Genomic DNA, 13,780 nt, shown 5'->3' with positions numbered 1-13,780 from the left:
ACCTCGCCCTGCTCGCGGGTCGCTTTGTTCGGCCTTGCCCCGCTCACGGCTCGCTTCGCTCGCCGTTCGCGTTTTCGCGGTCTCGGTCGCTCACTCCGTTCGCTCCCTCAACCGCGCATTCCCCGGCACGGTTTTGACCCCCGCCGCGCTACCGGGCGTCGAATGGAGTTCACGTCGGTCCCGGGCGTCGGCGAGAAGACCGCCGACGCCCTCGCGGAGTTGGAGGACGCGGAGGCGGCGCTGCGCCGCGGCGACGTGGCGACGCTCGCCCGGGCCCGCGGCCTCACCGAAGGCCGGGCGGCCGCCATCGCCCGCGGCGCCGTCCGGGAGCGCCACGACGACCCCGGCGGCTGGCTGGCGACCGACCGCGCCCGCGAGGTGTACGAGGACGCCCTCGGCCTCCTGCAGGAGCGGGCGGTCACCGACTACGCCGAGAAGCGTCTGCGGACGATATACCCCTCCGCGACGCCCTCGCGCATCGAGGAGGTGCGCGAGTGGGCCGCCGAGGCGGTCGAGCGCGATCCCGATGAGGCGGTCCTCGACGCCTTGGAGAACGTCGAGCAGCCGACCGAGCCGCGGGGGCTCCGGGTTCGCGAGCGGGCGCTCGCGACCGCCGACGCCGAGCGCTACGCCGCGGTGAAGGACGCGTTTCCGGAGCTCTCAGTCGAGGTCGTGGAGGACGCCCGCGACCTCGCGGAGCTCGCGCGGTCGTACGCCACCGTCGTCGCGGTCGACGAGGCGTTCGCCGGCGTCGACGTCGAGGGCGACGTCCGGGTGATCACCGACCCCGAGTCCCGCCACGAGGAGGTCGTCCCCGAGCGCCTGCTCGCGTTCTTCGCGGAGAACCGCGCGGAGCTGTTGGCGGCGCTCGACGTGCACGAGGCCGCCGGCATCGACCCCGCCCTCGATCCGGGGGCGCTGCGGGACGCGCTCTCGCGGCTGGACGACGACGGCACCGTCCGCGGCGACGAGGAACTGGATCGGCTCTCGGACGCCGTCGACGACCTCGACGCCGCGGTCTCGACGGCGGAGTCGGTCGCCAACGACCACCTTCGCGACGCCATCCGCGAGCAGGACGTGACCATCGAGGGGACCGACTTCCTCTCGCTGGTCGAGCAGGGCGCCCGCGTCGACAGCCTGCTCTCGCGGGAGCTGGCCGACGAGTACGACGCGGCGATCCGGAGGGCGCGCGAGCAGCTCGCGGACGCGCTCCGGCTGGACGAGAGCGAGGCGGAGTTCACCGAGCGGATCTTCGCGGGCGACCCAACGTTCCCGACCGAGCACAACGAGGAGCCGCTGAACCGCCTGCGGACCGAGCTGAAGACCGCCCGCGATCGGCGGGCGGCGGCGCTCAAATCGGGGTTAGCGGAGGACTTGGCGGCGCTGCGCGAGCCGGCCGACGAGCTCGTCGCCGACGCCCTCGAGCTCGACGTGGAGCTGGCGGTCGCGCGCTTCGCCCGCGACTTCGACTGCGTCGTCCCCGAGATCGACGACGAGGGGACCTGGTTCGCGATCGAGGGGGGCCGCTCCCCGCTGCTCGACGTACCGTTCACGGAGGCCGAACCCGTCGACTACACGGTTTCGGGGGTGACGCTCCTGTCGGGGGTGAACTCCGGCGGGAAGACCTCGACGCTCGATCTCGTCGCGCTGATCGTCACGCTCGCGCACATGGGTCTGCCCGTTCCGGCCGAGTCGGCGCGCGTCGGCCGCGTCTCGGAGCTGCACTACTACGCGAAATCTCAGGGGACGCTCGACGCCGGCGCGTTCGAGTCGACGCTGCGCGACTTCGGCGACCTCGTGTCGGGCGCGTCCGGCCGGCTGGTGCTCGTAGACGAGTTGGAGTCGATCACCGAACCGGGCGCCTCCGCGAAGATCATCGCGGGCATCCTCGAAGCCCTCGACGAGCAGGGCGCAACCGGCGTGTTCGTCTCCCACCTCGCGCGGCAGATCCGGGAGGCCGCCGCCGTCGACGTCGCGGTCGACGGCATCGAGGCGGTGGGGCTCGAGGACGGCGAGCTGGTGGTGAACCGCTCGCCGCGCAAGGACCACCTCGCGCGGTCGACGCCGGAGCTGATCGTCGAGAAGCTGGCGCGGGAGGCCGGCGCCGGCGACTCCGACGGATCCGGGTCCGGCGCGGACGCCGACCCCGCGTTCTACGAGGGGCTGCTGGAGAAGTTCTGAGGAGGCGAGGAGGAGACGAGAGGAGAGAGGGGGAGCGGATCGAGTGGTGGTGGGACGCGTCAGGCGTACAGATCGGCGGGAGAGTCGTGTCCGTCGTTCCCGAGGTCGCGAAACAGGAACTCGTAATCCTCGTGGTCGAGCCGGGCGTGCAGATCGTCGATCCCCGACTCCAGCGCCTCGCGACGCCGGGCGAGCTCGCCGTATTCGTCGTCGGGCCGGTGAACGTCGGCCGCCTCAAGCGCGACCTGTTTGTGCATCACAGCGAAGTACTGGCGGACGCGGTCGTCGTACCGGGCGACCCGGACGAGCCGGTCGACCGCGTCCCGGAGGTCGGCGGAGTCGACCGGCTTTTCGAGGTACGCGTCGACCGGAAGTCCGACCACGTCGAGACCGACGCTGACGCCGGAGACGGCCGCAACGCGTACGTCGACGCCGGACGTACGGATCCGCTCGAGCGTGTCGTCGCCGTGTAGCCCGGGCATCCGCCGGTCCAACAGGACCACCTCGACCGAGTCGTCGAGCACGTCGAGCGCCTCCGACCCCGACGCCGCCGTCGACACGTCGTACTCGTCGGCGAGTTGATCCGCGTACAGTTCCCGGACGTCCGCCTCGTCGTCGACGACGAGCACGTGCGGGCGGTCCTCGTGCGCCGGGAGTGCTGTTCTCTCGTCCCCCACGGGCTCATCGGTCATTGACGTCCCCCACGATCGGTACCCTCGTTAACCCGGTCGACGCGTTCGCCGGATTAAGCCGGATTCACCCGACAAAAGCGCCCGACGAGACTGGAGACTGCGATCTCATCGCGTACCGGGTGGTCCGGGAAGAGCGGACGATCCCCCGCGTCGACGACCGGAGCGGTACTGAACCACATTCAGGGCGTAATCCGCTGGGCGTGGCGTCTCGAACGAGTTTTCACTTTCACTCCGCCACCGGGGAACGATTAAGTGATCGGACGAGCGAGAGTCCGGTATCATGGCCGGGGACCCCGAGGACGGGATGCTGTCGTGGGACGAATCCGTCTTCCGGGACGAACACGTCTTCGAGATCGACTACGTCCCCGAAACGTTCCGTCACCGCGAGAGCCAACTGGAGTCGCTGAAGTACGCGCTCCGGCCGGCCGCACGCGGCTCGCGCCCGCTCAACACCGTCGTCCGCGGGCCGCCGGGCACCGGCAAGACCACCTCCGTACAGAAGCTGTTCTCGGAGCTGGGCGCCCAGACGGACGTGCGAACGGTTCGGGTGAACTGCCAGGTCGACTCGACCCGGTATGCGGTGTTCTCGCGCATCTTCGAGGGGATCTTCGACTACGAGCCGCCCTCGTCGGGCATCTCGTTCAAGAAGCTGTTCGGCCAGATCGCTGACCGGCTCGTCGAGGACGACGAGGTGCTCGTCGTCGCGCTCGACGACGTGAACTACCTGTTCTACGAGAACGAGGCCTCGGACGCGCTGTACTCGCTGTTGCGGGCCCACGAGGCCCACGCCGGCGCGAAGGTGGGCGTCATCTGCGTCTCCTCGGACCTCTCGCTGTCGGTCATCGAGGAGTTGGACTCGCGGGTGCAGTCGGTGTTCCGTCCCGAGGAGGTGTTCTTCCCGAAGTACGACGTCGAGGAGGTGGTCGACATCCTCCGCGAACGGGCGAAACGGGGCTTCCACGACGGCGTCCTCGGCGACACCGAGCTCGACCGAGTGGCGGAGCTGACCGGCGAGTCGGGCGACCTCCGTGTCGGAATCGACCTGCTTCGGCGGGCGGGGCTGAACGCCGAGATGCGCGCCTCCCGGACGATCAGCATCGAGGACGTCGAGGAGGCGTACGACAAATCGAAGTACGTCCACCTCTCGCGCAGCCTCCGCGGACTCTCGGAGTCGGAGACGGCGCTCGTCGAGGTGCTCGCCGAGCACGACGGCGAGCAGGCGGGCTCCGTGTACGAGGCGTTCCACGACCGGACCGATCTGGGCTACACGCGCTACTCGGAGATCGTCAACAAGCTGGACCAGCTCGGGCTGGTGGAGACGGAGTACGCCGAGGTCGAAGGGCGGGGGCGCTCGCGGTCGATCTCGCTGGCGTACGACCCCGAGGCGGTGCTCGAGCGGATCGAGAGGTAGTTCGGCGGGCGAGAAGCCGCCGGCCGGTCGAGAGAGAACCGCCGGGCAACGGCTCACACACATCCGAAAGACATACTCGGCCCACGCGACACCCTCGGGTATGGATGCCCACGATCTGATCACCCGGAACGCGACCGAGGTGGTCACCGAGGAGGAGGTACGCGCGCTGGCCGAGGACCCGGACGGCAAGCGGGTGTACGTCGGATACGAGCCGTCGGGCGTCCTTCACATCGGGCACATGCTGACGGCGAACAAGCTCATCGATCTGCAGGAGGCGGGCTTCGAGGTCGTCGTCCTCCTCGCGGACGTACACGCGTACCTCAACGACAAGGGGACGTTCGCCGAGATCCGCGAGACGGCCGAGCGCATGCGCGACCAGTTCCTCGCGTACGGTCTCGACGCCGAGTCGACGGAGTTCGTCTACGGCTCGGAGTTCCAGCTCGACGAGGAGTACGTCCTCGACACGCACGAACTGGAGCTGTCGACGACGCTCAATCGCGCCCAGCGCGCGATGGCGGAGATCCAGAGCGGCGACACCGCGAAGGTGAGCCACCTGGTGTATCCGCTGATGCAGGCGCTGGACATCGTCTACCTCGATCTCGACCTCGCCGTCGGCGGCCTCGACCAGCGGAAGGTCCACATGCTCCACCGCGAGCAGGTTCCCGCGATGGACGGCGAGAGCGACCACGATTACGAGGCCCGGCCGTGCCTGCACACGCCGATCCTCGCGGACCTCGACACCGGCGTCGGCAAGATGTCCTCCTCGTCGGGGACGACCATCTCGATGGAGGACTCCACCGAGGACATCGAGGAGAAGATCAACGGCGCGTTCTGCCCGCCGACGCGCGACCCCGAGCCGGACGACGAGGGGAACGAGCGCGAGAACCCCGTGCTCGAGATCTTCGAGTACTCGGTGTTCCCGCGCTTCGACACGGTCGTCGTCGAGCGTCCCGACGAGTACGGCGGCGACCTCGAGTACGACGACTACGAGTCGCTGGCGGCGGACCTGGAGTCGGGCGAGCTTCACCCCGCGGACGCGAAGGGCGCGCTCGCGACGTACCTCGACGAGCTCATCGCTCCGGGCCGCGACGTGCTTCGAGAACTGGACGCGAAGTGAATAGGTTCCCAGTTGTCGGCTTCATCCCACCCGTGAACGGGTGGGCTTTCGCCTCGCTACCGCTGTTCAGAACGACCCGCTGAGCGGGCGGTTCGGCCGGTCGCGGCGGCGCTACGTCGGCGGAGTTACCCCTCGATGGGGATCTCCGTGCCGGCGGCGCCGCCGCCGACGATGGCCGGGAGCGTCACCTCGAGGACGCCGTTCTCGTAGCGCGCGCCGATGGCGTCCTCGTCGACCTCCCGCGGGAAGCGGAAGCGTCGGTGGTACGTCTTCTTGCGGCCGCGGTCCTGGTCGACGTGCTCAGCCGCGACGTTCAACACGCCCTCGTCCCAGGTGAGCGTGATCTCCTCCCGGTCGAAGCCGGGCATGTCGATCGTGAGGACGAACTCGTCGTCCTCCTCGTACAGTTCGTAGTCGGTGCCACCGAAGCCGCCCTCGCCGAGAACGCGGGACGGCAGGTCGAGGTTCTGCATCCAGGAACTCGCCGTGTTCGTCGGGAGCGCCATGGCTGATCACCTCGTGTGCAGTCGACCGTTGTTCGCGGTTCAACAAGTAAATTTTGTAATGTTTCGAAAACGGCTTCTCCGAAACGAGCGTCGGCCTACGCGAAGCCGAACTGCCGCATCAGGCTGGTTGCGAGGCCCTTCACCACGAGACCGGTGCCCGCGAGCACGAGCGCCAGGCCGACCGCGACGATCGGAGACGACCACGCGACGAGCGCGAGGCCGGCGAACAGCAGGACCGCGCCGGCGACGCCGGCGGTGCCGAGTTTGTCGATCATACCCGGTCGTGACGGTAGCTCTTGAAAAGGTCGGCGGGTTCCGAGCGCGGCGCCCGGTCGCGGCTCGCCTCGATCGCCGTTCGCTGTCGAGGCCTCACTACGTTCGGCCTCGCACTGCTCGGCCGCGCACCCGCCGAACTTAACTGTCGGACGCGAGAACACAGGAGTATGAGCGACGGCGACGGCACCGGTCGCAAGAATCTCCGAATGCCCGACGACGACGAAGTGTTCGCCGAGGTGACCGAGATGCTCGGCGCCAACCGCGTGAAGGTCCGGTGCAACGACGGCGTCGAACGCACCGCGCGGATCCCCGGACGGATGCAGAAACGGACCTGGATCCGCGAGGGCGACCTCGTCCTCGTCAGTCCTTGGGACTGGCAAGACGAGAAGGCGGACATCGAACACCGCTACGAGAGCCAGGACGCGGACCAGCTTCGCGACGAAGGCCACATCGCCTGAATCGCCCCCGGTCGCGACGCGATGACACCCGCGGGGTACCGGTGCTTTTCACTCCCGAGCGCGTACGTACGAGGAGATGACCGGAGAGTTCGGGTTCGTCGAACCCGACGAGGCGGACGCGCCGGGCGACGAGTGGGAGGACCTCGACCTGGACGACATCGCCCAGACCGAGGCCGACAAGATCGCCCGCAGACAGGACGACGAGTTCGACGAGTTCCGCAAGCGCGTCAAGAACACCGAGCAGTTCAAAGTCGAGGCGTCGGTGTTCGACGACGCCACGCTCGCGGCGCTGTACAAGCTCACTCGCGACGGCCACATCGTCGCGTTCGGCGGCCCGGTCTCCACCGGGAAGGAGGCGAACGTGTACGAGGCGCTCGGCGCCGACGAACGCGAGGTGGCCGCGAAGGTGTACCGGATCAACACCTCGAACTTCCGGCAGATGCGCGACTACCTTGAGGGCGACCCCCGATTCGAGGGGATCGGCTCCGACAAGAAGCAGGTGGTCGTCGCGTGGGTACGCAAGGAGTTCTCGAACCTCTCGCGGGCCCGAGCGGCCGGCGTGCGTGTGCCGGAGCCGATCGCCGTCCAGCGCAACGTCCTCGTGATGGAACTGGTCGGCCACGCCGAAGACCGCGCTCGCCGACTCGCGGAGGTCGACGTGGAGAACCCCGAAACCGCCTTCGAGGTCGTCCGCGAGTACATGCGGCGCCTCTACTCGGCGGGGCTGATCCACGGCGATCTCTCGGAGTACAACCTCATCATTCACGACGGGGAACTGGTCGTCATCGATCTTGGACAGGCGGTGACCGTCCACCATCCGAACGCCGACGACTTCCTGAAGCGGGACTGCCGCAACGTCGCCTCGTTCTTCTCCAGACAGGGCCTCGACGCCGACGCGGACGACCTCCACGGGTACGTCACCACGCCCGAGGCGGAGCCGAGCGCCGAGCCCGATCCCGCGACGGACCCGAACCCCGAGGACCGCGACAGCGACGACGAGTAGTCGGGGACGACGCCGTCGGACGGTCGACGGTTCGAGCGTGTGACCCGCTGACTCGGCGGGTTCCCGAGGGAACGCTTAACCGCGTCGGGCCGGAAATTGCGTGTATGCAGCACGTGAAGGTTCCGCAGGACCGCATCGGCGTGCTCATCGGCGAGGGCGGCGAGACGATGCGGGAGATCGAGGACCGCGCCGAGGTACGACTCGACATCGACTCCGAGTCGGGCTCGGTCGCCATCGACAGCGTCGGCGACCCGGTCGCCGGCCTGGTCGCTCCCGACATCGTCCGCGCCATCGGCCGCGGGTTCACCCCCGAGGTCGCCCTCTCGCTGTTGGAGCACGATCTGCGACGGTTCGAGTTGGTCGACCTCGCATCGAGGACGCGAAACAAGAACGACCTCCAGCGCCAGAAGGGCCGCCTCATCGGCGAGAACGGCCGCACGCGGGAGCTGATGGAAGATCTCTCGGGCGCCGAAGTGGTCATCAAGGGAACCACCCTCGGCGTCATCGGTCAGCCCGAGGAGGTCGAGGCCGTCCGCCGCGCGACCGGAATGATCCTCGACGGCGCTCCCCACGGCGCGGTCTACTCGTTCCTCGAGCGCAAGCACAACGAGATCCACGGCGCGCCGGACCTCTCGGCACCGACGGGGAATGCCGAGGAGCCACGGTAGCGCGCGACGACCCCGCCACCGACAGTTCTTCGGCCCGCGATCCCGTATATAAATCCGCCTTGACAACTCGTCACACACGCCCGAATCAGGGTCGTGCGAGGTGTTGACGGGCCGTCGACGACACCTTTTTATAGAATCGGAAACAATCACTGAGTGACTCATGTCTCAGCGCCAGCGAATGGGCAATCAGCCCATGATCGTACTTTCGGAGGACAGCCAGCGAACGTCGGGCAAGGACGCCCAGTCGATGAACATCACGGCCGGCAAGGCCGTCGCGGAGTCCGTTCGGACCACGCTCGGTCCGAAAGGGATGGACAAGATGCTCGTCGACTCCTCGGGCGGCGTCGTCGTCACGAACGACGGCGTGACCATCCTGAAGGAGATGGACATCGACCACCCGGCGGCCAACATGATCGTCGAGGTCTCCGAGACCCAGGAGGACGAGGTCGGCGACGGCACGACGACCGCCGTCGTCATCGCCGGTGAGCTGCTCGATCAGGCCGAGGAGCTCATCGATTCGGAGGTCCACCCGACGACCATCGCGCAGGGGTACCGCCAGGCCGCCGAGAAGGCCGGGGAGGTCCTCGACGAGAAGGCCATCGACGTCACCGCGGACGACCGCGAGACGCTCGAGAAGATCGCCGCGACGGCGATGACCGGCAAGGGGGCCGAGTCCGCCCGCGACGCGCTCGCCGAGCTGGTCGTCGACGCCGTCCTCGCCGTCCGCGACGACGACGGCAGCGTCGACACCGACAACGTCTCCGTCGAGACCGTCGTCGGCGGCTCCATCGGCAACTCCGAGCTCATCGAGGGCGTCATCGTCGACAAGGAGCGCGTCGACGAGAACATGCCCTACGCGGTCGAGGACGCCAACGTCGCGCTGTTCGACGGCGCCATCGAGGTCAAGGAGACCGAGATCGACGCCGAGGTCAACGTCACCGACCCCGACCAGCTCCAGCAGTTCCTCGACCAGGAGGAAAAGCAGCTCAAGGAGATGGTCGACAAGCTGACCGCCGTCGGTACGGACGTCGTCTTCGTCGGCGACGGCATCGACGACATGGCCCAGCACTACCTCGCGCAGGAGGGCATTCTCGCCGTCCGCCGCGCGAAGGACTCCGACCTCAAGCGGCTGGCCCGCTCGACGGGCGGCCGCGTCGTCGCCAACCTCGACGACCTCGAGGAGGACGACCTCGGCTTCGCCGGCTCCGTCGCCCAGAAGGACATCGGCGGCGACGAGCGCATCTTCGTCGAGGACGTCGAGGACGCCCGCTCGGTCACGCTCGTGCTCCGCGGCGGCACCGAGCACGTCGTCGACGAGGTCGAGCGCGCGATCGACGACTCGCTCGGCGTCGTGCGCACGACGCTGCAGGACGGGCAGGTGCTCCCCGGCGGCGGCGCGCCCGAGACCCAGCTGGCGCTGGAGCTGCGTGACTTCGCCGACTCCGTCGGCGGCCGCGAGCAGCTCGCCGTCGAGGCGTTCGCCGACGCGCTGGAAGTCATCCCGCGCACCCTCGCCGAGAACGCCGGCCTCGACCCGATCGACTCGCTGGTCGACCTGCGTGCTCGCCACGACGGCGGCGAGTTCGGCGCCGGTCTCGACGCCTACACGGGCGACGTGATCGACATGGAGGCCGAGGGCGTCCTCGAGCCGCGCCGCGTCAAGACGCAGGCCATCGAGTCCGCCACCGAGGCGGCGACGATGATCCTCCGCATCGACGACGTCATCGCGGCCGGCGACCTGAAGGGCGGCGGCACCGACGACGGCGGCGACGACGAGATGCCGCCGGGCGGCGGCGGCATGGGCGGCATGGGCGGTATGGGTGGCATGGGCGGCGCGATGTGAAGTAGGTCCCAGCCAACACCAGACCCCACGACGCCGACACGCACCGTCTCTCGACCGATCTTCGATTCTTTCGACGCCGCGACCGCGAGCCGTGGCTCTCCGTGTCGCGATCGCACCGAGAACAGCCTCCGCCGACAGCTCAGTGTCCGTCCCGCCTACAGCCCCGGCACCACGCCGCCGAGCACCAACACGAGCGCGACGGTGAGCACGAACAGCCCGAGCGAGAACACCCGCAGGCGCGCTCGACGGCTCCGGGCCACGTCAGGGACGTCGCCGTCCGCACTGCCGCCGCCACCGTTGCCGCCGAGACCGAGAATACCGCGCTGCTGCTCACGTCCCCGGTCGGCCTCCGGAGGCCGCATCCCGCCGGTTTCCGAAAGGGTGACGCCAGCCAGCGTCGCCGCGGCGGCCATCGACAGCGCGAGAACGACGAGTCCGGGGTCCCACCCGAGCACCCACGCGAGCCCAACGGCGGCGGCGACGCTGCCGACGGGGTAGGCGATCCCGATCCGCGCGTACGCCAGCGCACGCCGTCGCTCCATGTGCGCCGGTCCGGACGGCGCACCGATAGCGGTTGCGCTGTCGGTCGCGGCCGCGCCGGGTACCTCGGCAGGCGACACCCCGCGATGGCTTTTCCTCCCCGCGGATATATCGGGTGGTATGAACGGAGAATCACGCGACGCCGCGGGCGATACCGTCGAACGGACGACCGATCGAACGTCGACGTTCGGTCGCGACGACGCCCGCGCGGTCGCCGACGCCCACGCCGACGCGCTCGCGTCGCTAGCGGCCGAGCTGACCGGCGATGGGCGCCGCGTGACCCGAGACGCCGTCGGCGACTGGCGGACGCTGTTTCCCGGCGCGGTCGTGACGCCGGCGGACGAGCGCTACGGCGACGCCCGACGCGTCTGGAACGGACTCGTCTCAGCGTACCCGGCCGCCGTCGCGTATCCCACGACCCCGGATGACGTCGCTCGCGTCGTCGGGACCGCCCGTGAGACCGGGGTCGGGATCGCGACGCGCTCGGGCGGGCACTCCTCGGTCGGAACCTCGACCGGGGACGGCGTGCTCGTGTGCGACGTGGGCGCGATGCGGGAGGTGACGGTCGACCCGGACGCGGGGGTCGCCGTCGTCGAACCCGGCGTCACCATCGGCGAACTCGACGCGGCGACGACCGAGCACGGCCTCGCGACGCCGCAGGGCGTGGCCCCGGAGGTCGGGGTGACCGGCCTGACCCTCGGCGGCGGCACGGGATACCTCTCCCGGGCGCACGGCCTCGCGTGCGACCGCCTCCGGCGGGTCGAGTTGGTGACCGCCGCCGGCAGGCGTGTCACCGCGAGCCCGGACTCCAACCCGGATCTGTTTCGTGCGGTTCGGGGCGCCGGCGGCGACTTCGGCGTCGCCGTCGAGTTGGCGTTCGACCTCGTGTCGGTCCCCGACGAGGTGGCGATGTGCGACACGTGGTTCCCAGTCGAGGACGCCGACGACATCGCGGCCCTCCTCCGCGAGTACCGCGAACGTCTGCGCGACGCGCCGCGCGCCACGAACGTCTCGCCGTACGTCGCGCGGGTCCCGGACGACCCGGCGTTCCCGGCCGACTCCGCCGGGAAACTGGCGCTTTGCGTCCTCGGCGCGCACGGCGGCGACCCCGGAGAGGGCGAACGGGCGCTCGCGCCGTTTCGGGCGCTCGGCGGCGACGACGTCGAGCCGGTGTTCGAGCGCGCCGAGCGGGTGCGCTACCGAGAGCTGCAGGCGTATCTCGGCGGCGACTCGACCCCCGGCGACCGCTACTACTGGACGTCCGTCGCCGTCGAGTCGTTCACCGACGACCTCGTCGACCTGGTGGCCGAGCGGATGACCGCGCTGCCCGGCGACGAGGACACGGTGGTCGTCTGGCCGCTCGGCGGCGCCGTGGCGGATCTCGCGCCCGCGGAAACGGCGGTGCCCGAACGCGACGCCGAGGCGGTGCTCAACTTCGAAGCGCAGTGGGTCGACCCCGCCGACGACGATGGACACGTCTCGTGGGCGCGCGAGTCCGTCGAGTCGGTTCGCGAAATCGGCGCGGTGACCGGGGAGCTTCCGAACTTCTCGGGAACCGAGCGCGGCGACGCCGCCGCGCGGAGCGTCTACACCGATAACTACGAGTGGCTCCGGGAGGCGAAGGAGTCGTGGGATCCCGACGGCGTGTTCTCCCCGAGCGGCCGATTATAATACGATCGAGGGTGAGAGACTCTCTCGTGCCCGAATATTGGGGACGGGGTTATCCGTCCCGAGCACGTATTACGTGTATGGACACATCCTCCACACAGACCCGACGACCGCCCCCGAAGAACACGCTGTTTTGCCCCGACTGCAGTCACGCCGCGCCCGTCGACGGCGACTGGATCGTCGAAGCCCTGTCCGGCGGCGAGTCGATCGCGTGCCCCGACTGCGACGCCGTCGTGACGGTTCGTCGCATCGCAAGCCCCGTCGCCGCGTAGGCCGAACCGCCGGCGCCCCGGACGGGCGCCCCGGTCGGCTCACAGTTCCTCGGTGATGTGTTCCCAGACGCTACACCAGTCCTCCGCCGCGATGTACCCCTCGACTTTCGCGCAGGCGCCCCAGCCGTCGCCGTTCCGGTCCGGGATGAACTCCGCACAGTTGCCGCAGGACTGCCCCGGCATCGCGGTCCCCTCGGCGATCGCTTCGACCGACTCCGTGAGGTTCACGTCGGCTTGTGCCAGGAGGTCGTCGGGAGTCCGCTTCTCGCCGCCCGCCGAGTTGGCCGTGCGGTACGCCTCCGGCACCGCCGCCGTCGCCAGGTCGTCCTCGGACATCCCCGCGGGGACCGACGGCTCGGGCAGCGACTCGTAGATCGTACACCAGTCCTCGCCACCGATGTATCCCTCGACCTCCGCGCAGGCGCCGAATCCGTCCCCGTTCTTGTCCGGAACGAAGTCGGCGCAGTTTGCACAGCACGTTCCCGGCTGGTGGGCCGCGTTCTCCACCGCCTCGTCGAACTCGGAGAAGCCGACGTCCGCTTTCGTGTTCAGTTCGTCCGGGTTGCGCGTTTCGTTGCCGAGCGATGTCGCTGACAGGTAGACGTCCGGAACGGGACCACGTTCGAACTCGTCCTCGGAGACGCCCTCGGGGAGTTCCTCCTCCGTCTCCCCTCCCTCCTCCTGAGTCCCCGTCGGCTCCGTTTCGGTCTCGGCGCCGGCGGTGGGCTCCGTCGCCTCGCCGCCGCCGTCGCCGGTACAGCCACTTACCGCCGCGATACCGACGGTCGCGACGAGGTAGTTCCGCCGACTCCACATGTCGTAGGACGACGCGTCGCCCGATAGTAGGGTATCGATCATTACTATTGTCTCAAAAGCGCAATTTTATAAGTGTTGCGCAGATGTCATATGTATAGGAACCACACATACCAGTAATAGTAGCGTTAAGCGGCCGTAGCTGCGAGAGATCGTGGATACTCCGGTCAGATCGGCCGTCCATCACATTTGAACGTGTGTATTAAGAACAATAATACGGCGAGCGACAACGCGAAAATACGGTGACCGTGCGGTGAGTCCGTCGGAGCGGGTAGCCGCGCCGCGATCGGCGAACACGCGCATCTCGTGGGGGCGATTTCCTCGATCGGGGC

14 protein-coding genes are annotated in these 13,780 nt (G+C 69.0%); 9 read left to right on the top strand and 5 right to left on the bottom strand.

Features of this window, described 5'->3' with window-relative positions:
• Nucleotides 1–162: 162 nt before the first annotated feature.
• Nucleotides 163–2,181, top strand: a complete 2,019-nt coding sequence (locus K6T25_RS07645; RefSeq protein ID WP_222917735.1) for a MutS-related protein — start codon at nt 163–165, stop codon at nt 2,179–2,181.
• Between the two features lie 59 nt (nt 2,182–2,240).
• On the opposite strand, the gene K6T25_RS15670 is transcribed toward K6T25_RS07645, so the two are convergent.
• Complete coding sequence (locus K6T25_RS15670) at nt 2,241–2,873, bottom strand: response regulator (protein WP_222917733.1); 633 nt, start codon at nt 2,871–2,873, stop codon at nt 2,241–2,243.
• Nucleotides 2,874–3,153: 280 nt separating this feature from the next.
• On the opposite strand from K6T25_RS15670, the gene K6T25_RS07635 reads away from it, so the two are divergent.
• On the top strand, nt 3,154–4,284 hold the full coding sequence (locus K6T25_RS07635; RefSeq protein ID WP_222917731.1) for an ORC1-type DNA replication protein: 1,131 nt from the start codon (nt 3,154–3,156) through the stop codon (nt 4,282–4,284).
• Between the two features lie 100 nt (nt 4,285–4,384).
• Nucleotides 4,385–5,401, top strand: coding sequence for a tyrosine--tRNA ligase (locus tag K6T25_RS07630; RefSeq protein ID WP_222917729.1), 1,017 nt, complete (start codon nt 4,385–4,387; stop codon nt 5,399–5,401).
• A gap of 125 nt (nt 5,402–5,526) precedes the next feature.
• On the opposite strand, the gene K6T25_RS07625 is transcribed toward K6T25_RS07630, so the two are convergent.
• Both K6T25_RS07625 and K6T25_RS07620 read right to left on the bottom strand, forming a co-directional pair.
• The gene (locus K6T25_RS07625; protein ID WP_222917727.1) at nt 5,527–5,907 is read right to left on the bottom strand and encodes an Hsp20/alpha crystallin family protein; all 381 of its coding nucleotides are present in this window, start codon (nt 5,905–5,907) and stop codon (nt 5,527–5,529) included.
• A gap of 95 nt (nt 5,908–6,002) precedes the next feature.
• Entirely contained in the window at nt 6,003–6,182 is a 180-nt protein-coding gene (locus K6T25_RS07620) for a DUF7470 family protein (RefSeq protein ID WP_222917725.1), read from the bottom strand.
• Nucleotides 6,183–6,350: 168 nt separating this feature from the next.
• Here K6T25_RS07620 and eif1A point away from each other — a divergent pair, with 168 nt between their 5' ends.
• The 4 genes from eif1A (at nt 6,351) to thsA (ending at nt 10,155) form a co-directional block, all read left to right on the top strand.
• Nucleotides 6,351–6,641: a translation initiation factor eIF-1A gene (gene eif1A / locus K6T25_RS07615; RefSeq protein WP_222917723.1), complete on the top strand. Its 291-nt coding sequence runs from the start codon at nt 6,351–6,353 to the stop codon at nt 6,639–6,641.
• A 76-nt stretch (nt 6,642–6,717) separates the two neighbouring features.
• Nucleotides 6,718–7,644, top strand: a complete 927-nt coding sequence (gene rio1, locus K6T25_RS07610; RefSeq protein ID WP_222917721.1) for a serine/threonine-protein kinase Rio1 — start codon at nt 6,718–6,720, stop codon at nt 7,642–7,644.
• Between the two features lie 104 nt (nt 7,645–7,748).
• On the top strand, nt 7,749–8,312 hold the full coding sequence (locus K6T25_RS07605; protein ID WP_222917719.1) for a KH domain-containing protein: 564 nt from the start codon (nt 7,749–7,751) through the stop codon (nt 8,310–8,312).
• Nucleotides 8,313–8,505: 193 nt separating this feature from the next.
• On the top strand, nt 8,506–10,155 hold the full coding sequence (thsA, locus tag K6T25_RS07600) for a thermosome subunit alpha (RefSeq protein ID WP_222917932.1): 1,650 nt from the start codon (nt 8,506–8,508) through the stop codon (nt 10,153–10,155).
• Between the two features lie 155 nt (nt 10,156–10,310).
• Here thsA and K6T25_RS07595 read toward each other — a convergent pair whose 3' ends face one another.
• Nucleotides 10,311–10,697, bottom strand: a complete 387-nt coding sequence (locus K6T25_RS07595) for a hypothetical protein (protein ID WP_222917717.1) — start codon at nt 10,695–10,697, stop codon at nt 10,311–10,313.
• A gap of 118 nt (nt 10,698–10,815) precedes the next feature.
• Here K6T25_RS07595 and K6T25_RS07590 point away from each other — a divergent pair, with 118 nt between their 5' ends.
• Entirely contained in the window at nt 10,816–12,366 is a 1,551-nt protein-coding gene (locus K6T25_RS07590; protein WP_222917715.1) for an FAD-binding oxidoreductase, read from the top strand.
• Nucleotides 12,367–12,443: 77 nt separating this feature from the next.
• Nucleotides 12,444–12,635 (top strand): DUF8106 domain-containing protein, encoded by a 192-nt coding sequence (locus K6T25_RS07585; RefSeq protein ID WP_222917713.1) that lies wholly within the window; start codon nt 12,444–12,446, stop codon nt 12,633–12,635.
• Nucleotides 12,636–12,674: 39 nt separating this feature from the next.
• Here the strand turns inward: K6T25_RS07585 and K6T25_RS15715 are convergent, their stop codons facing one another.
• Nucleotides 12,675–13,493, bottom strand: coding sequence for a high-potential iron-sulfur protein (locus tag K6T25_RS15715; RefSeq protein WP_222917711.1), 819 nt, complete (start codon nt 13,491–13,493; stop codon nt 12,675–12,677).
• Nucleotides 13,494–13,780: the final 287 nt, after the last annotated feature.

The sequence above is a fragment of the Halobaculum rubrum genome (assembly GCF_019880225.1).
GTDB classification, from domain to species: domain Archaea; phylum Halobacteriota; class Halobacteria; order Halobacteriales; family Haloferacaceae; genus Halobaculum; species Halobaculum rubrum.
Note: the sequence above shows the minus strand (reverse complement) of the source record. Positions and strands in the feature narration are given on the sequence as shown.

Excerpts from the sequence above, each read along its gene's own strand:
- K6T25_RS07585 (WP_222917713.1), top strand. The coding sequence starts at position 12,444 with ATGGACACATCCTCCACACAGACCCGACGACCGCCCCCGAAGAACACG.
- K6T25_RS15715 (WP_222917711.1), bottom strand. The coding sequence starts at position 13,493 with ATGATCGATACCCTACTATCGGGCGACGCGTCGTCCTACGACATGTGG.
- K6T25_RS07635 (WP_222917731.1), top strand. The coding sequence starts at position 3,154 with ATGGCCGGGGACCCCGAGGACGGGATGCTGTCGTGGGACGAATCCGTC.
- K6T25_RS07595 (WP_222917717.1), bottom strand. The coding sequence starts at position 10,697 with ATGGAGCGACGGCGTGCGCTGGCGTACGCGCGGATCGGGATCGCCTAC.
- K6T25_RS15670 (WP_222917733.1), bottom strand. The coding sequence starts at position 2,873 with ATGACCGATGAGCCCGTGGGGGACGAGAGAACAGCACTCCCGGCGCAC.
- eif1A (WP_222917723.1), top strand. The coding sequence starts at position 6,351 with ATGAGCGACGGCGACGGCACCGGTCGCAAGAATCTCCGAATGCCCGAC.
- thsA (WP_222917932.1), top strand. The coding sequence starts at position 8,506 with ATGATCGTACTTTCGGAGGACAGCCAGCGAACGTCGGGCAAGGACGCC.
- K6T25_RS07620 (WP_222917725.1), bottom strand. The coding sequence starts at position 6,182 with ATGATCGACAAACTCGGCACCGCCGGCGTCGCCGGCGCGGTCCTGCTG.
- K6T25_RS07590 (WP_222917715.1), top strand. The coding sequence starts at position 10,816 with ATGAACGGAGAATCACGCGACGCCGCGGGCGATACCGTCGAACGGACG.
- K6T25_RS07605 (WP_222917719.1), top strand. The coding sequence starts at position 7,749 with ATGCAGCACGTGAAGGTTCCGCAGGACCGCATCGGCGTGCTCATCGGC.
- K6T25_RS07625 (WP_222917727.1), bottom strand. The coding sequence starts at position 5,907 with ATGGCGCTCCCGACGAACACGGCGAGTTCCTGGATGCAGAACCTCGAC.
- K6T25_RS07645 (WP_222917735.1), top strand. The coding sequence starts at position 163 with ATGGAGTTCACGTCGGTCCCGGGCGTCGGCGAGAAGACCGCCGACGCC.
- K6T25_RS07630 (WP_222917729.1), top strand. The coding sequence starts at position 4,385 with ATGGATGCCCACGATCTGATCACCCGGAACGCGACCGAGGTGGTCACC.
- rio1 (WP_222917721.1), top strand. The coding sequence starts at position 6,718 with ATGACCGGAGAGTTCGGGTTCGTCGAACCCGACGAGGCGGACGCGCCG.